Raw genomic sequence first — 16,414 nt, 5'->3', positions numbered from 1 at the left:
AAGGTATCGAGATTTAATCTCGATACCTTTTTTGTTTTTAATAAATAAAACTTTCAATTTGCTGGGTTATTAAATAAGCGACCGATAAGAAGGGAACAAAAGGCAATTTTAAGTGGCAGTCGTGTCGTAGGAAAATATAAGATAATGCAAGCAGACAAGCGATAAAGATGGCCAGTAAGGTTAACTTTAGGCCGATTAGTAAGACTAAGGCACCACCGAATTCTATATCAGCATTCCCAATGAATAATTCCTGACGGTTTATCAAAATCAAAACAATCATTATTGATAAGGTGATCGTCAGAGTGGCAAGCGGTGGTTTTCCAAATAAGATACAGATGATTATAAAACTGACTAATGCTAGTCTGGACACCTGAGTATCGTTTAAATCATCGAGACTAAGGAATAACATCCAAGTACTGATGGTTATCATTTCAATTGAGGTTGAGTAAAAGATGCTAGACGCAAATAGACTACCTAAAATAATTTCTGAAATAAAGCTTGTTGGATTGATTGATTGTTTGCAATATCGACATAGGCCATGTAAATATATAAAATTAAATATTGGAATAAGCTCAATGATGGTTAACGAATTATTACAACTATCACAGTGTGATTTTGGCCATAAGATGGATTCGCAATGTTGTCCACGAATTACAATTACCACAAGGAATGAAGCTATTGAGCTACCCAAAATAAATAAAATAATTGGTTTAAGTATTTCCATTTGATATCCCCCTGATAGTTAATTACGGGGAAAAGTAATAAAACATTCAACATTGACAGAAATCTATCCTCATGATAAATTATACAAGGTGCTTTTTGTAACAGGTTTCTGAATTGATCAGACATGCTGACTGTTCTGGCAAAAAGTGTTGGGCGGTACACATTCTTTTTTACCTAAAAAAGAACCGCCTGGATGTGTGGACTTATACTATAAATGATATTTGTGAAAGGAGACTTTTTAGATGCCTACAATTAACCAATTGGTTCGTAAAGGACGTAAATCTAGAAGTTCTAAATCAGATGCACCAGCTTTAAACTATGCTTATAACTCTTACAAGAAGAAGCAAGTTAACGTACCTGCTCCTCAAAAGCGTGGGGTTGCTACCCGTGTCGGTACTATGACACCAAAGAAGCCTAACTCTGCTTTACGTAAGTACGCTCGTGTACGTTTGTCAAACTTGATCGAAGTTACTGCTTATATTCCAGGTATTGGACACAACTTGCAAGAACATAGTGTTGTTCTTATTCGTGGAGGCCGTGTTAAAGATTTACCTGGTGTTCGTTATCACGTTATTCGTGGTGCCCTCGATACTGCCGGTGTTACAGATCGTCGTAAGAGTCGTTCTAAATACGGTACAAAGAAGCCTAAAGAATAATATCTATTCGATTAATTCAAATTAAGTTCTATCTATTAATAGGAGGATAACGAAATGCCTAGAAAAGGAAATGTTCAAAAGAGAGAAGTACTTCCAGATCCAATGTACAACTCTAAATTGGTTACTCGCTTGATTAACCGTATGATGTTAGACGGTAAGCGAGGAACATCTGCAAAGATTTTATATGCAGCGTTCGATATGATTAAAGAAGAAACTGGTAACGAACCAGTTGAAGTGTTTGAAGAAGCTATGAAGAACGTTATGCCTGTACTTGAAGTTAAGGCTCGTCGTGTTGGTGGATCAAACTACCAAGTTCCAATCGAAGTTCGTCCAGACCGTCGTACTACTCTTGGTCTTCGTTGGATCGTTAGTTATGCTCGTCTACGTGGTGAACATACTATGACTGAACGACTTGCACGTGAAATCATGGATGCTGCTAACAACACAGGTGCTGCTGTTAAGAAGCGTGAAGACACTCATAAGATGGCTGAAGCTAACCGTGCATTTGCACATTACCGCTGGTAATAAGCACAGACCATTGCTAATAATTTTAGGATAGCGGTCGCTAGACCGTTTTTCCTGTAAGTAAGCACGATTTTCGGAAGGAGTTACACAATGGCAAACAAACGAGAATTTCCGCTAGAAAAAACTCGTAACATCGGTATCATGGCGCATATCGATGCTGGTAAAACAACTACTACTGAACGTATCTTGTACTATACCGGTAAAATTCACAAAATTGGTGAAACCCATGATGGTGCTTCACAAATGGACTGGATGGACCAAGAACAAGAACGTGGTATTACTATTACTTCCGCTGCTACTACAGCTGCATGGAAGGATCACCGTATCAACATTATTGATACCCCAGGACACGTGGACTTTACTATTGAAGTTGAACGTTCACTTCGTGTTCTAGATGGTGCCGTAGCTGTTCTTGATGCTCAAGCTGGTGTTGAACCTCAAACTGAAACGGTTTGGCGTCAAGCATCAGATTACAGTGTTCCAAGAATTGTTTTTGCGAACAAGATGGATAAGATGGGTGCGGACTTTGATTTTTCTGTTAAATCACTTCGCGACCGTTTGCAAGCAAATGCTTTGGCTATTCAAATGCCCATCGGTGCCGAAGACGAATTCGAAGGAGTTATTGACCTTGTTGAAATGAAGGCCGATATCTACGATGAAGACGAACTTGGTTCAGAATGGGATACTGTTGATATTCCTGATGAATATAAGGAAGAAGCTGAAAAGCGTCGTGCACAAATGCTCGAACAGTTAGCTGATATCGATGATGACATCATGGAAAAATACTTGGATGGTCAAGAAATTCCAGTTGATGAAATTAAGGCTGCCATCCGTAAGGGTACATTGAAGCTAGAACTATTCCCAGTTCTTGCTGGTTCAGCATTTAAGAACAAGGGTGTTCAAATGATGCTTGATGCGGTTGTTGATTACTTGCCATCACCTTTGGATGTTAAACCATACAACGCTACTGACCCTGATACTGATGAAACAGTTGAATTGGTTGCCGGAGACGACAAGCCATTTGCTGCCTTAGCATTTAAGGTTGCTACTGACCCATTCGTTGGTCGTTTAACATTTATTCGTGTATATCAAGGTACTCTTGAATCAGGATCATATGTTCTTAACTCAACTAAGGACAAACGTGAACGTGTTGGTCGTTTGCTACAAATGCATTCCAATCAACGTCAAGAAATTCCTGAAGTTTTCTCAGGTGATATCGCTGCTGCCATTGGCTTGAAGAACACTACTACTGGTGATTCTTTAACTGATCCAGATCATCCACTTCACTTGGAATCAATGGAATTCCCTGACCCAGTTATCCAGGTTGCCGTTGAACCTAAGTCAAAGGCTGACCAAGATAAAATGGATGTTGCTCTTCAAAAGCTTGCTGAAGAAGATCCTTCATTCCATGCTGAAACCAATCCTGAAACTGGTGAAACAATTATCGCCGGAATGGGTGAGTTGCACTTGGACATTATTGTTGATCGTATGAAACGTGAATTTAACGTTGAAGCTACTATTGGTGCTCCACAAGTTTCATATCGTGAAGCATTCACCAAAGATGTTCAAGCTCAAGGTAAGTTTGTTCGTCAATCTGGTGGTAAAGGTCAATATGGTGATGTTTGGGTTGAATTTTCACCTAATGAAGAAGGTAAAGGTTTTGAATTCGAAGATGCCATCGTTGGTGGTGTTGTTCCTCGTGAGTACATTCCATCAGTTGAACAAGGTTTGAGAGAAGCTATGAATAACGGTGTCCTTGCCGGTTATCCTTTGGTTGACTTGAAAGCCAAGTTATACGATGGTAGTTACCATGATGTCGATTCAAGTGAAGCCGCATTTAAGGTTGCCGCTTCAATCGCTTTGCGTGAAGCCGCTAAGAAGGCCGCTCCAGTTATCCTTGAACCAATCATGAAGGTTGAAGTTCGTGTGCCAGAAGAGTACATGGGTGATATCATGGGCCAAATTACTGCCCGTCGTGGTCGTGTTGAAGGTATGGAAGCTGTTGCCGGATCAGAAGAAATTCATGCTTTTGTTCCTCTTTCAGAAATGTTTGGATATGCAACTACTTTACGTTCTGCATCACAAGGTCGTGGTACATTTACTATGACATTTGATCACTACGAAGCAGTTCCAAAGAGCATTCAAGAAGAAATCATTAAGAAGAACGGCGGAAACGCATCTTCAGAAGATTAATTCCTTAAGCGATGAGCTACATAGCTCATCGCTTTTTTTATTACCTATGACAAAAACATTACAAATTAAAATTTATCAGTAATAGGTCTTGTCATAAGGCAGCTTTTCTTGTACACTGTTCTAGTAATTGTTTTTAAGGGTAAGTATGCTCAAAAAATGATACATGATAGCTTTGATGTGAAAGGTTGCGACACACCCGGATGCTTTGCCATGGATGCGGCGGTAATTTTCACGGAGTTAGTCATATTTTTAAAATAGACGAAGGAGGGAACACAATGGCAAAACAAAAGATTCGTATTCGCTTAAAGGCATATGAACATCGTATTTTAGATCAATCAGCAGAAAAGATCGTTGCTACGGCAGAAAGAACTGGAGCTACTATTTCAGGTCCAATTCCATTGCCAACAGAACGTACTATCTATACTGTTTTAAGCTCACCACATAAGTTTAAGGATGCGCGTGAACAATTTGAGATCTTAACACATAAGCGTTTAATCGATATTACTAATCCAACACCAAAGACAGTCGACTCATTAATGAAGCTTGACTTACCAAGTGGTGTGGATATTGAAATTAAGTTATAAAAATTATATTTAAATTGGAGGTGTACTCATGACCAAAAAAGGAATCTTAGGAAAGAAAGTTGGAATGACCCAAGTTTTCACAGACAACGGAGAATTAGTTCCCGTTACTGTAATTGAAGTTAGCCCTAACGTCGTTATGCAAGTTAAAACTGCTGAAACTGACGGTTACGATGCTATTCAATTGGGTTATGCAGACAAACGTGCTGTGCTTACTAACAAGCCAGCAGAAGGTCATGCAAAGAAGGCAAAAACTACTCCTAAGCGCTTCATTAAAGAAATCAAAGATGTTGAGCTGGGAGATTACGAATTATCAGGTGAAGTTAAGGCTGACATCTTTGAACCAGGCGACATCGTTGATGTAACTGGTATTACTAAGGGTCATGGATACCAAGGTAACGTTCATAAAGATGGTCAACGTCGTGGACCAGAAACTCATGGTTCTCGTTATCACCGTCGTCCAGGTTCATTGGGACCAATCATTAACCGTGTTGCAGCTGGTATGAAACTACCAGGTCGAATGGGTAACAAGACTGTTACTATTCAGAACCTTGAAGTTGTTCGTGCTGATGTTGAGAACAACGTGATTTTGGTTAAAGGTAACGTACCTGGAGCGAACAAATCATACATTACAATTAAAACCGCAGCTCGCGGTGCAAAATAATAGAAGGGAGGCAACCATAAATGACTGATGTAGCATTATATAAACAAGATGGAAGTAAGAATGGTAGTGTTTCATTAAATGACGCTATCTTTGGTATCGAACCAAACGAAAACGTAGTTTTTGATACAATCTTAATGCAACGTGCTTCAATGCGCCAAGGAACTCACGCTGTTAAGAACCGTTCAGCTGTTCGCGGTGGTGGTAAGAAACCATGGCGTCAAAAAGGTACTGGTAGAGCTCGTCAAGGATCAATTCGTTCACCACAATGGCGTGGCGGTGGAATTGTCTTTGGACCTACTCCACGTTCATACGCATACCATTTACCACGTAAAGTTACTCGTTTAGCATTGAAGTCTGTTTTATCTGCAAAGGTTGCAGACGACAAGTTCCTAGTTCTTGATGCTATTGCATTTGATGCACCAAAGACTAAAGAATTTTCTGCAATGTTAGACAAGTTGGAAGTTGCAACTAAGACATTGGTAGTTTTGGAAGACGACAACGAAAAAGCATTGTTATCTGCTCGCAATCTTAAAAACGTTAAAGTTGTTCCTGCAAAGGGAGTTAACGTACTTGATGTTGCTAACAGCGACAAAGTCGTTATTACAAAAGCTGCCCTTTCTCAAGTAGAGGAGGTGCTCGCATAATGGAATCACGCGATATTATTTTACGTCCCGTTATTACCGAAGAATCAACAAGTAAGATGGACGACAAGAAGTACACTTTCGACGTTGATGTACGAGCAACTAAGACCCAAGTGAAAAAAGCTATCGAAGACATTTTTGATGTTAAAGTTACTAAAGTTAACATTATGAACGTTAAAGGTAAGGAAAAACGCCAAGGTAGATATGTTGGCTTCACTAAAAAGCGTCGTAAAGCAATCGTTAAGTTAACCGACGATTCAAAAGAAATCCAATTATTCGGTGAAGAATAAAAATACTTAATATAGGAGGGAAACATCTTGGGTATTAAGACATACAAGCCAACCAGTAATGGTCGACGTAACATGACTAGTCTTGACTACAGTGATATCACTAAGTCAAAACCTGAAAAGTCATTGCTTGAATCAAAGAGCAAGACTGCCGGCCGTAATAACTACGGTCACATGACTGTTCGTCACCGTGGTGGCGGAAACAAGAATCAATATCGTATTATTGATTTCAAACGTAATAAAGATGATATTACAGCTACTGTTAAAGCTATTGAATATGATCCAAACAGAACTGCTAATATTGCCCTTATCGTGTATGAAGATGGTATCAAAGCATACATCATCGCACCTAAAGGCTTGAAGGTAGGGGACAAAGTTGAATCAGGTCCTAACGCTGATATTAAGACTGGTAACACATTGCCACTTGCAAACATTCCTGTCGGATCAGTTATTCATAATATTGAGTTAAAGCCTGGTAAGGGTGGACAACTTGTTCGTTCTGCTGGTACATCAGCTCAATTATTAGGTCGTGACGGTAAATACGTACTTGTTAGATTATCTTCAGGCGAAGTTCGTATGATTCTTTCTGTTAACCGTGCCACTATTGGTGCTGTTGGTAATGAAGAACATGAACTTGTTAATGTTGGTAAAGCTGGACGTACTCGTTACAAGGGCCAACGTCCACACGTTCGTGGATCTGTAATGAACCCTAACGATCACCCACATGGTGGTGGTGAAGGTAAAGCTCCAGTTGGTCTTCCATCACCATTATCACCATGGGGTAAGAAGACAGTTGGTAAGAAGACTCGTTCTAAGAAGGCACGTTCTGATAAATTTATCGTTCGTCGTCGTAAAGGATCGAAGATGTAATAAATAGCATTTAATGCATGTCAACAGAGGAGGTCACAAAATGAGTCGTAGCTTAAAAAGGGACCATTCGCTGACGAGCACTTACTTAAAAAGGTTGATGCTCAAAAAGACCAAGAAAAGAAGTCTGTAATCAAGACTTGGTCTCGTCGGTCAACGATTTTCCCAAGTTTTATTGGATATACATTCGCAGTTTATGATGGTCGTAAACATGTACCAGTGTATGTTCAAGAAGACATGGTTGGACATAAACTCGGTGAGTTTGTTCCAACACGTACTTTCCATGGTCACAGTGGTGACGATAAGAAAACTAAGTAAAGCAAGGAGGATAACTAATGGCTGAACAAGTTACATCAGCACAAGCAACTGCTAAAACTGTTCGTATTGCCGCTCGTAAGGTCCGCCTTGTAGTTGATCTTATTAGAGGCAAGAACGTTGCTGAAGCAGCAGCTATCTTGGACTTCACACCTCGTGGAGCTTCACCAGTGGTAGCAAAAGTTTTGAAATCTGCAGTTGCTAACGCAGAAAACAATTTTGACTTAGACAGTGATAATTTGTATGTAAGCGAAGTTTTTGTAAATGAAGGACCAACGCTCAAGCGTTTCCGCCCTCGTGCAAAGGGTTCTGCTTCACCAATTAACAAACGTACTAGTCACATTACGATCGTAGTTTCAGAAAAAGAGGAGGGATAACACGTGGGACAAAAAATTAATCCTAATGGATTCCGTGTAGGTGTTATTCGCGACTGGGAAGCTAAATGGTACGCTGATAAAGAATACGCAGCATACTTACGTGAAGACCTACAAATCCGTAAATATATTGAAAAACGTCTTGCAAGCGCATCAGTTTCAACTGTTGAATTGAACGTGCTGCAAACCGGGTTAACGTTTCTATCCACACTGCCAAACCAGGTATGGTTATTGGTAAAGGTGGTTCAGAAGTTGAAAACCTTCGTAAAGAACTTAACAACCTTACTGGTAAGAGAGTTCACATCAACATCATCGAAATCAAGAAACCTGATTTAGATGCTAAACTAGTTGGTGAAAACATTGCTCGTCAACTTGAAGGTCGTGTTGCCTTCCGTCGTGCAATGCGTCAAGCAATGCAAAGAACAATGCGTTCTGGTGCAAAGGGTATTAAGACTCAATCAGCTGGTCGTTTGAACGGTGCCGACATGGCTCGTATCGAAACATACTCAGATGGTACAGTTCCTTTGCATACACTTAGAGCTGACATTGATTATGCATGGGTAGAAGCACACACAACATATGGATCAATTGGTGTAAAAACTTGGATCTATCGTGGTGAAATTCTTCCTGAAAAAAAGAACACCGAGAATGAGGACAAAGGAGGGAAATAAACATGTTAGTACCAAAACGTGTTAAGCATCGTCGTGAACATCGTGGTAAGCTCCGTGGGCAAGCCAAAGGTGGTAAGCAAGTGAGCTTCGGCGATTACGGTTTGCAAGCTTTGGATTCAAAATGGATCACAAACAGACAAATCGAAGCCGCTCGTATAGCAATGACTCGTTATATGAAACGTGGTGGAAAAGTTTGGATTAAGATTTTCCCTCACAAGTCATATACCGAAAAGGGTGTCGGAGTTCGAATGGGTAATGGTAAAGGTACACCTGCTGGATGGGTTGCACCTGTTAAGCGGGGCAAGGTACTTTTTGAAGTTGGTGGCGTTACTGAAGAAGTTGCCAACGAAGCATTAAGACTTGCATCAATGAAACTTCCCGTTAGAACTAAGATTTTAAAACGTGAGGAAGTAGGTGGCGAATCCAATGAAGGCTAAAGAAATTAATGAATTAACCACTGCTCAAATGATTGAAAAAGAACAAGACTACAAAGACGAATTGTTCAATCTTCGTTTCCAATTGGCCACTGGTCAACTTGAAAACACTGCTCGTCTAAAGCAAGTTCGTAAGAACATTGCTCGTATCAAGACAGCACTTCGTCAACAAGAACTTAACAAATAGAATACGATAAGGAGGTAACTGTTTAATGGCTGAAGAACGCAACCAACGTAAAGTATACCAAGGACGAGTAGTTTCTGCTAAGAGTGATAAGACTATCACTGTTGTTGTCGAAACATACAAGACTCACCCCGTATACGGTAAGCGCGTTAAGTATTCTAAAAATACACTGCTCATGATGAAAACAATGAAGCAAAAGTTAATGATGTTGTACGTATCATGGAAACTCGTCCATTATCTAAGACAAAACGTTTCCGTCTTTTAGACATTGTTGAAAAAGCGGTTATTATTTAATAATAAATATTTATCATTTTTTATCGTATTCTGATCTTAAAAAATGAAGGGAGGATATACCTTTGATTCAACAAGAAAGCCGTTTAAAAGTTGCTGACAACTCAGGCGCAAGAGAAATTTTAACAATCAAGGTCCTAGGTGGCTCAACTAGAAGATATGCCGGAATCGGTGATACAATCGTTGCTACTGTTAAACAAGCAACACCAGGTGGCGTTGTCAAAAAGGGTGACGTTGTTAAAGCTGTTGTTGTCCGTACTAAGGCAGTTACACGTCGTAACGATGGTTCATACATCCGTTTTGACGAAAATGCTGCGGTATTAATTCGTGATGATAAAAGCCCTCAAGGTACTCGTATCTTTGGCCCGGTTGCTCGTGAATTGCGTGATCACAACTTCATGAAGATCGTTTCATTGGCCCCAGAAGTACTTTAATTTCAACCCAAGGATATAAGGAGGTGCCGTTATGTTCATTAAAACTGGTGACAAAGTTCGTGTTATTAGTGGTAAGGACAAAGGTAAAGAAGGAACAGTTAAAAAGACTATTGCTTCAAAAGACCGTGTTATTGTCGAAGGCGTTAACATGATTAAGAAACATGCTAAAGCTTCAACTACCAACCCACAAGGTGGAATTGTTGATACTGAAGCCGCTATTCATGTTTCAAATGTAATGCTTATTGACCCATCAACTAATGAACCAACTCGTGTTGGTTTCAAAATTGAAGATGGTAAAAAGGTTCGTTTTTCTAAGAAATCTCAAAAAGCAATCGATTAATTTTATAAGCGAAAGGAGGATACCTTTTAAATGTCAAGTCGTTTACGAGAAAAATTTGATAGTGAAATCAAATCACACATGATGGAAAAATTCAATTACAGCTCAACTATGCAAGCTCCAAAGATTGAGAAAATTGTTTTGAACATGGGTGTTGGTGATGCAGTTACTAACGCCAAGAACTTGGATGAAGCAGTTGCTGAACTTGCTTTGATCTCAGGTCAAAAGCCATTAGTTACAAAAGCTAAGAAATCTATTGCCGGTTTTAGACTCCGTGAAGGAATGTCAATCGGTGCCAAAGTTACCCTTCGTGGTGACAGAATGTATGATTTCTTGGACAAGTTGATCAATGTATCATTGCCACGTGTTCGTGACTTCCATGGTGTTAGCAACCGTGCCTTTGATGGCCGTGGTAACTATACCTTAGGTGTTAGAGAACAATTGATTTTCCCTGAAATTGATTACGATGATGTTAACCGTGTTAGAGGTTTGGACATTGTAGTCGTAACTACTGCAAATACTGATGAAGAATCACGTGAATTGTTGACTCAATTCGGTATGCCATTTGCCAAATAATGAGGAGGTTTCACATTGGCTAAAAATCATTAATTGTAAAAAGTGAACGCCCTGCTAAATTCTCAACACAAAACTATACACGTTGCGAACGCTGCGGACGACCTCATTCAGTTTACAAAAAATTCCATTTATGCCGTTTATGCGTCCGTGAACTTGCCCACATGGGTCAAATTCCAGGTATGAAAAAAGCTAGTTGGTAATATTTTAAAAAAGGAGGTTGTACGTTAATGTCTATGACTGACCCAATTGCAGACTTTTTAACTCGCATTCGTAATGCGAACATGGTTCGCCATGAAACAGTTGAAGTTCCTGCATCAAAGATTAAACGTGATATCGCAGAAATCCTCAAACGAGAAGGTTTCATTCGCGATGTTGAATATATTGAAGATGATAAACAAGGCGTGATCCGCGTATTTCTAAAATACGGTAAGGACAAGCAACGTGTCATCACAGGTTTAAAGAGAATTTCTAAGCCAGGTCTACGTTCATACGTTAAATCTGACTCAGTTCCTAAGGTCCTAAATGGTCTTGGAATCGCAATTATTTCTACTTCAAATGGAGTTGTTACTGACAAAGAAGCACGCGCTCAAAAAGTCGGTGGCGAAGTATTAGCTTACATTTGGTAAAAAATTTCAAAAAACTGGAGGTGTAATTTCAATGAGTCGTATTGGTTATAAAACTGTTACTATTCCTGAAGGTGTAGAAATTAAATCTGAAGGGAACGTTGTAACTGTTAAAGGTTCTAAAGGATCTTTGACCCGCGAACTTTCATCTGATATTAAGATGAACGTTAACGGAAACGAAGTTACTTTTGAACCAATTGGTGCATACAATAACCGTGTTCGTGCCCTTCATGGGACAACTCGGGCAAACTTCAACAACATGGTTGAAGGCGTTACTACCGGATTTTCTAAGACCCTTAAACTTGTCGGTGTTGGATACCGTGCTCAATTGAAAGGAAAGACATTAACTCTTAATGTTGGTTATTCTAACCCGGTTGAAATGACCGTTCCTGAAGATTTGACTGTTGAAGTTCCTGATAACACTACTATTAATATTAGTGGTATTAACAAACAACACGTTGGTGACCTAGCTGCCGATATTCGTGCCGTTCGTTCACCAGAACCATACAAGGGTAAGGGTATTCGTTACGAAAACGAACACATTATCCGTAAAGAAGGAAAGACTGGTAAGTAGTACTTACTAGTTTAAATTAAATTGAGGTGACTATTTTGATTTCTAAACCAGATAAAAACAAAAACCGGAAACGTCGTCATAGTCGTGTCCGTAGTAAAATTTCTGGTACTGCCGAGCGCCCACGCTTAAATGTTTTCCGTTCAAACAAAAACATCTACGCTCAAGTAATTGATGACGTAGAGGGTGTAACGCTTGTTAGTGCCTCAACACTTGATACTGCAGTCAGTGGAAACAAGACTGAACAAGCAGCTAGTGTTGGTAAATTAGTCGCAGAACGCGCTAATGAAAAGAACATTAAAAATGTTGTTTTTGATCGTGGAGGATACATTTACCATGGTCGTGTTCAAGCTCTTGCAGATGCTGCTCGTGAAAACGGACTAGAATTTTAATAAAAGGAGGAATAACCGCACATGAAGAAGTTTATTGATCCAGATAAGTTAGAGCTTGAAGATACTGTCGTTTCAATCAACCGGATCACAAAGGTTGTTAAAGGTGGACGTCGTCTTCGTTTTGCAGCTTTGGTTGTTGTTGGCGACAAACAAGGTCATGTTGGATTTGGTACTGGTAAAGCTCAAGAAGTTCCTGAAGCTATTCGTAAAGCAGTCGAAGCAGCTCGCAAGAACTTGATTGAGGTTCCGATTGTTGGTACAACAATTCCTCATGAAATCGTAGGAACATTCGGCGGTGGTAGAATTTTACTTAAGCCTGCTGCTGAAGGTTCTGGAGTTGCTGCTGGTGGTGCCGTACGTAACGTTATGGAACTTGCCGGTATCGACGATGTTACAAGTAAGCGTTTGGGATCAAACACTCCGGTCAATGTTATTAGAGCTACTTTTGAAGGCTTGAAAGCTTTGAGAAATGCTGAAGAAGTTTCAGCTTTACGTGGTGTTTCAGCCCAACATCTAGCTGAATAAGGAGGTTATTGTAATGGCTCAATTGAAAATTACATTAATTCGTAGTGCTGCACATCGCCTCCCAAAGCAACGTAAAATTGTGAAGGCTCTTGGATTAAACAGAGTTAACAGCTCAGTTGTAAAGCCCGACAATGAAGCAACTCGGGGTGCACTTTTCCAAATTGCACACTTAATTGATGTAGAACAAGTTAAAGACTAATTATTATTTTGTAAGGAGGTGCTAATTTCATGGAAATGAACGAATTGAAAGCCGCTGAAGGTTCTCGTTCACTACGTACTCGTAAGGGACGTGGTCGTTCAGCTGGTAAGGGTAAGACTGCTGGTCGTGGCCAAAAAGGTCAAAAGGCTCGTAGTAAGACACGTATCGGTTTTGAAGGTGGCCAAATGCCACTTTACCGTCGTATTCCAAAACGTGGTTTTAACAACATTAACCGCAAGGAATATGCAGTAGTGAATGTTGCCAAACTTGAAGCCTTTGATAATGACACCGAGGTAACTCCTGAATTACTTGTTGAATCAGGAATTGTCAAGAATGTTAAATCTGGCATCAAAATTCTTGGTGAAGGTGAGTTATCAAAGAAGTTAACTGTTAAAGCTAACAAATTCTCAAAGACAGCTCAAACAACTATTGAAAATGCGGGCGGTAAAATCGAGGTGATCTAATGCTCTCAACATTAAAGAGTGCATTTCAAGTTAAGGAAATAAGAAACAAACTCCTATTTACGTTAGGTGTACTGATTATCTTCCGTTTAGGTGCCTATATTACGGTTCCGGGAATTAATGCGAAAGCACTTCAATCTGTTGCATCATCTGGATTAGTTAATATCTTAAACACATTTAGTGGTGGAGGTTTGACTAACTACTCGATATTTGCGATGGGAGTATCACCATACATCACTGCTCAAATCATCGTTCAATTATTACAAATGGATATCGTTCCCAGATTCGTCGAATGGGGTAAACAAGGTGAAGTTGGTAGACGGAAGCTTAACCAATGGACAAGGTATCTCACTGTTATCCTTGGATTTTTCCAATCTATCGGAATCACCGCTGGTTTTAACCAACTAAGTAGTTTGAATCTAGTTTCGCATCCTAATGCCCAAACTTTCATTATGATTGGTGTTATTCTTACCGGTGGTACAATGCTTACCACATGGATGGGTGACATGATCACTGAAAGAGGTATTGGAAACGGAATTTCAATGATTATCTTTGCTGGAATTATTGCTCGACTTCCGGTTGGCCTTCAAAAGCTTTATCAAGAAAACATTGTTGGAGCTAGTGGAAGCGAATTGTGGTTGGCAATTTTATTCGGTATTGTATTGTTGATTGCTGTGTTAGCAATCGTTACTTTTGTAACTTGGGTTCAACAGGCAGAACGAAGAGTACCTATTCAATATACTCGTCGGGTTGCTGGAGCTTCTGATAGTAGTTATCTTCCATTAAAGGTTAATGTTGCTGGTGTTATTCCAGTAATCTTTGCGAGTTCATTTATCGCAACTCCGCAAACTATCCTAATGGCATTTACTGCTACTCACTCACAAGATACATGGTATCAAGTGCTTTCCGACATATTTAACATGCAGACACCAACTGGTGCAACTTTATACACTGTATTGATTGTCATGTTTACTTTCTTCTATGCGTTTGTTCAAGTTAATCCAGAAAAACTTTCTGAAAACTTGCAAAAGCAAGGGAGTTATATTCCGGGTGTTTGGCCTGGTCATGAAACGCAAGCATATGTATCAAGTTTACTAATGAAGCTAAGTACTGTTGGATCGGTTTTCTTGGGTATTGTTGCTTTGATTCCATTAATTGCTCAAATGTGTGGAATTTGGATGAATCAATCGGTTTAGGTGGAACTAGTTTATTGATTGTTGTTGGTGTTGCTATTGAAACTATTCGTCAAATCAGAGGTTTGATGATGAAGCGACAATACGTTGGTTTTATTAAGGATACAAAACCAACCACTGATTAATAAGAACCTATAATCGAGGAGGAAATCTAATAATGTCATTAAATTTAATTTTAATGGGACTACCAGGAGCAGGAAAAGGTACACAAGCTCAGTTCATCGTTGATAAGTATCAAATTCCTCATATTTCAACTGGAGATATGTTTAGAGAAGCAATTTCTAACGAAACTCCAATGGGATTGAAGGCTAAGGAATACACTGACAAAGGGAACTTGGTTCCTGATGAAGTAACTAATGGAATCGTTAAGGATCGGCTTGCAAAATCTGATACCGATGACGGTTTTCTTCTAGATGGTTATCCAAGAACTTTGGAACAGGCTGATGCACTTTCAGATATGTCTGAAGAACTGGCTAAACCATTAGATGCAGTTATTAATATCGATGTTGATCCTAAGATACTTACTGATCGGTTAACTGGTCGGTTCATTTGTAAGAACTGTGGTGCGACTTATCACAAGATTTATCACATGCCAAAAGTTGAAAACACTTGTGACGTGTGTGGCCACCATGAGTTCTATCAACGTGAGGATGATAAACCTGAAGCCGTTAAGAATCGTCTCGATGTAAACATTAAAATGAATACGCCATTAATTTCTTACTACAAAGATAGAGACTTGTTATTTAATGTTGATGGTAACAAGGACATCAATGAAGTTTGGGTAGATTTAGACAAAATTCTTGGTTCGCTATAAATTTAATTGGTAAGAATGCGTTAGATTGAAGATTTTAGTTTAATGTGGTAGACTATCGTTTGGCTATTACATGATATTTTGAACAAATAATCTAACATTAATGGTTGGAGGTGTTTTTTATTGGCAAAAGATAATGTCATTGAAGTTGAAGGAAAAGTCATCGAAACGTTGCCCAATGCAATGTTTAGAGTTGAATTAGAAAACGGACATGAAATTTTGGCACACGTTTCTGGAAAGATCAGAATGCATTATATTCGAATCCTTCCAGGTGATAAAGTTACTGTTGAAATGTCGCCTTACGATTTAAGTAAGGGTAGAATTACTTATAGATTTAAGTAATAATGTCTTCATTTCTGTCAAGGAGGGTTAATGATGAAGGTAAGACCATCTGTAAAACCAATGTGTGAACATTGTAAAGTTATTAAGCGTAAGGGTCGAGTAATGATTATTTGCTCTGCAAACCCTAAGCATAAACAACGTCAAGGTAAATAATTTATTAATAGGAGGTGCTGTTAAATGGCTCGTATTGCCGGAATTGATTTGCCACGTGACAAGCGTATTGTCATTGGCTTAACATATATTTTTGGTATTGGTAACACCACTGCACAAAAGATCTTAGCCGACGCTGGCGTTTCAGAAGATATTCGTGTGCGTGATTTGACACCTGACCAAGAAGATAAGATTCGTGCAGTTGTTGGCGATTTGAAAATCGAAGGTGACTTACGTCGTGAAGTAAGCATGAACATTAAGCGTCTTCAAGAAATCGGCTCATACCGTGGTATGCGTCACCGTCGTGGTTTGCCAGTTCGTGGACAACACACAAAGAACAATGCCCGTACTCGTAAGGGTAAGAAAACTGCTATTGCAGGTAAGAAAAAATAAT

At 39.4% G+C, this 16,414-nt stretch carries 26 protein-coding genes and 4 pseudogenes; 29 read left to right on the top strand and 1 reads right to left on the bottom strand.

Translation table 11 applies throughout. The annotated features are described in order from the left end of the window. Nucleotides 1-37: 37 nt before the first annotated feature. Nucleotides 38-724: a prepilin peptidase gene (locus NBRC111893_RS05755; RefSeq protein ID WP_125008334.1), complete on the bottom strand. Its 687-nt coding sequence runs from the start codon at nt 722-724 to the stop codon at nt 38-40. Nucleotides 725-965: 241 nt separating this feature from the next. On the opposite strand from NBRC111893_RS05755, the gene rpsL reads away from it, so the two are divergent. From rpsL to rpsM, 29 genes and pseudogenes are all read left to right on the top strand, one after another. Then, nucleotides 966-1,379: a 30S ribosomal protein S12 gene (gene rpsL, locus NBRC111893_RS05750; RefSeq protein ID WP_125008333.1), complete on the top strand. Its 414-nt coding sequence runs from the start codon at nt 966-968 to the stop codon at nt 1,377-1,379. A gap of 54 nt (nt 1,380-1,433) precedes the next feature. Then, nucleotides 1,434-1,904 (top strand): 30S ribosomal protein S7, encoded by a 471-nt coding sequence (rpsG, locus tag NBRC111893_RS05745; protein ID WP_125008332.1) that lies wholly within the window; start codon nt 1,434-1,436, stop codon nt 1,902-1,904. Nucleotides 1,905-1,994: 90 nt separating this feature from the next. Then, nucleotides 1,995-4,097 carry an elongation factor G gene (gene fusA, locus NBRC111893_RS05740; RefSeq protein WP_125008331.1) on the top strand — a complete coding sequence of 701 codons (2,103 nt, stop codon included), beginning with the start codon at nt 1,995-1,997 and terminating at the stop codon, nt 4,095-4,097. 275 nt (nt 4,098-4,372) lie between these two features. Beyond that, the gene (rpsJ, locus tag NBRC111893_RS05735; RefSeq protein ID WP_035168163.1) at nt 4,373-4,681 is read left to right on the top strand and encodes a 30S ribosomal protein S10; all 309 of its coding nucleotides are present in this window, start codon (nt 4,373-4,375) and stop codon (nt 4,679-4,681) included. 28 nt (nt 4,682-4,709) lie between these two features. After that, nucleotides 4,710-5,342, top strand: a complete 633-nt coding sequence (gene rplC, locus NBRC111893_RS05730; protein WP_125008330.1) for a 50S ribosomal protein L3 — start codon at nt 4,710-4,712, stop codon at nt 5,340-5,342. A 20-nt stretch (nt 5,343-5,362) separates the two neighbouring features. Beyond that, nucleotides 5,363-5,986, top strand: a complete 624-nt coding sequence (gene rplD / locus NBRC111893_RS05725; RefSeq protein WP_125008329.1) for a 50S ribosomal protein L4 — start codon at nt 5,363-5,365, stop codon at nt 5,984-5,986. Beyond that, complete coding sequence (gene rplW / locus NBRC111893_RS05720) at nt 5,986-6,273, top strand: 50S ribosomal protein L23 (protein ID WP_125008328.1); 288 nt, start codon at nt 5,986-5,988, stop codon at nt 6,271-6,273. The genes rplD and rplW overlap by 1 nt, the downstream gene beginning before the upstream one ends. A gap of 27 nt (nt 6,274-6,300) precedes the next feature. Next, nucleotides 6,301-7,140: a 50S ribosomal protein L2 gene (gene rplB, locus NBRC111893_RS05715; protein WP_125008327.1), complete on the top strand. Its 840-nt coding sequence runs from the start codon at nt 6,301-6,303 to the stop codon at nt 7,138-7,140. Nucleotides 7,141-7,191: 51 nt separating this feature from the next. Beyond that, a pseudogene (rpsS, locus tag NBRC111893_RS05710) lies at nt 7,192-7,455 on the top strand (30S ribosomal protein S19); the annotation flags it as partial. A gap of 17 nt (nt 7,456-7,472) precedes the next feature. Continuing rightward, nucleotides 7,473-7,829: a 50S ribosomal protein L22 gene (gene rplV / locus NBRC111893_RS05705; protein WP_125008326.1), complete on the top strand. Its 357-nt coding sequence runs from the start codon at nt 7,473-7,475 to the stop codon at nt 7,827-7,829. Nucleotides 7,830-7,832: 3 nt separating this feature from the next. Next, nucleotides 7,833-8,497: pseudogene (gene rpsC, locus NBRC111893_RS05700) on the top strand (30S ribosomal protein S3). Nucleotides 8,498-8,499: 2 nt separating this feature from the next. Next, a complete protein-coding gene (rplP, locus tag NBRC111893_RS05695) occupies nt 8,500-8,934 on the top strand; it encodes a 50S ribosomal protein L16 (protein ID WP_125008325.1) in 435 nt (144 codons plus the stop codon). Beyond that, complete coding sequence (gene rpmC, locus NBRC111893_RS05690; RefSeq protein WP_125008324.1) at nt 8,924-9,118, top strand: 50S ribosomal protein L29; 195 nt, start codon at nt 8,924-8,926, stop codon at nt 9,116-9,118. The genes rplP and rpmC overlap by 11 nt, the downstream gene beginning before the upstream one ends. A gap of 25 nt (nt 9,119-9,143) precedes the next feature. Continuing rightward, nucleotides 9,144-9,409 (top strand): annotated as a pseudogene (rpsQ, locus tag NBRC111893_RS05685) (30S ribosomal protein S17). A gap of 62 nt (nt 9,410-9,471) precedes the next feature. Next, nucleotides 9,472-9,840 (top strand): 50S ribosomal protein L14, encoded by a 369-nt coding sequence (gene rplN / locus NBRC111893_RS05680; RefSeq protein WP_125008323.1) that lies wholly within the window; start codon nt 9,472-9,474, stop codon nt 9,838-9,840. Nucleotides 9,841-9,871: 31 nt separating this feature from the next. Further along, complete coding sequence (gene rplX / locus NBRC111893_RS05675; protein WP_125008322.1) at nt 9,872-10,180, top strand: 50S ribosomal protein L24; 309 nt, start codon at nt 9,872-9,874, stop codon at nt 10,178-10,180. Between the two features lie 30 nt (nt 10,181-10,210). Then, nucleotides 10,211-10,753 carry a 50S ribosomal protein L5 gene (gene rplE, locus NBRC111893_RS05670; RefSeq protein WP_125008321.1) on the top strand — a complete coding sequence of 181 codons (543 nt, stop codon included), beginning with the start codon at nt 10,211-10,213 and terminating at the stop codon, nt 10,751-10,753. Between the two features lie 32 nt (nt 10,754-10,785). Then, complete coding sequence (locus NBRC111893_RS05665; protein WP_225417668.1) at nt 10,786-10,953, top strand: type Z 30S ribosomal protein S14; 168 nt, start codon at nt 10,786-10,788, stop codon at nt 10,951-10,953. 27 nt (nt 10,954-10,980) lie between these two features. Continuing rightward, nucleotides 10,981-11,379, top strand: a complete 399-nt coding sequence (gene rpsH / locus NBRC111893_RS05660) for a 30S ribosomal protein S8 (protein WP_125008320.1) — start codon at nt 10,981-10,983, stop codon at nt 11,377-11,379. A gap of 31 nt (nt 11,380-11,410) precedes the next feature. Beyond that, nucleotides 11,411-11,950: a 50S ribosomal protein L6 gene (gene rplF / locus NBRC111893_RS05655; RefSeq protein ID WP_125008319.1), complete on the top strand. Its 540-nt coding sequence runs from the start codon at nt 11,411-11,413 to the stop codon at nt 11,948-11,950. A 26-nt stretch (nt 11,951-11,976) separates the two neighbouring features. Further along, nucleotides 11,977-12,339: a 50S ribosomal protein L18 gene (gene rplR, locus NBRC111893_RS05650; protein ID WP_305775323.1), complete on the top strand. Its 363-nt coding sequence runs from the start codon at nt 11,977-11,979 to the stop codon at nt 12,337-12,339. A 21-nt stretch (nt 12,340-12,360) separates the two neighbouring features. Then, entirely contained in the window at nt 12,361-12,864 is a 504-nt protein-coding gene (rpsE, locus tag NBRC111893_RS05645; RefSeq protein WP_125008317.1) for a 30S ribosomal protein S5, read from the top strand. Nucleotides 12,865-12,877: 13 nt separating this feature from the next. Beyond that, nucleotides 12,878-13,063, top strand: a complete 186-nt coding sequence (rpmD, locus tag NBRC111893_RS05640) for a 50S ribosomal protein L30 (protein WP_035168186.1) — start codon at nt 12,878-12,880, stop codon at nt 13,061-13,063. 29 nt (nt 13,064-13,092) lie between these two features. After that, nucleotides 13,093-13,527 carry a 50S ribosomal protein L15 gene (rplO, locus tag NBRC111893_RS05635; protein WP_125008316.1) on the top strand — a complete coding sequence of 145 codons (435 nt, stop codon included), beginning with the start codon at nt 13,093-13,095 and terminating at the stop codon, nt 13,525-13,527. Beyond that, nucleotides 13,527-14,842 (top strand): annotated as a pseudogene (gene secY / locus NBRC111893_RS05630) (preprotein translocase subunit SecY). Before rplO ends, secY begins: the two are co-directional and overlap by 1 nt. 32 nt (nt 14,843-14,874) lie before the next feature. Next, entirely contained in the window at nt 14,875-15,531 is a 657-nt protein-coding gene (locus NBRC111893_RS05625) for an adenylate kinase (RefSeq protein WP_125008315.1), read from the top strand. A gap of 120 nt (nt 15,532-15,651) precedes the next feature. Further along, complete coding sequence (gene infA / locus NBRC111893_RS05620) at nt 15,652-15,870, top strand: translation initiation factor IF-1 (RefSeq protein ID WP_125008314.1); 219 nt, start codon at nt 15,652-15,654, stop codon at nt 15,868-15,870. 33 nt (nt 15,871-15,903) lie between these two features. Beyond that, the gene (gene rpmJ, locus NBRC111893_RS05615) at nt 15,904-16,023 is read left to right on the top strand and encodes a 50S ribosomal protein L36 (RefSeq protein WP_008855781.1); all 120 of its coding nucleotides are present in this window, start codon (nt 15,904-15,906) and stop codon (nt 16,021-16,023) included. A gap of 24 nt (nt 16,024-16,047) precedes the next feature. Further along, nucleotides 16,048-16,413: a 30S ribosomal protein S13 gene (gene rpsM / locus NBRC111893_RS05610; protein ID WP_125008313.1), complete on the top strand. Its 366-nt coding sequence runs from the start codon at nt 16,048-16,050 to the stop codon at nt 16,411-16,413. Nucleotide 16,414 lies beyond the last annotated feature (1 nt).

Source organism: Lentilactobacillus kosonis (assembly GCF_003864335.1).
GTDB lineage: Bacteria > Bacillota > Bacilli > Lactobacillales > Lactobacillaceae > Lentilactobacillus > Lentilactobacillus kosonis.
The sequence above is the reverse complement of the archived record's forward strand: the minus strand, read 5'-3'. Positions and strand labels throughout refer to the sequence as shown.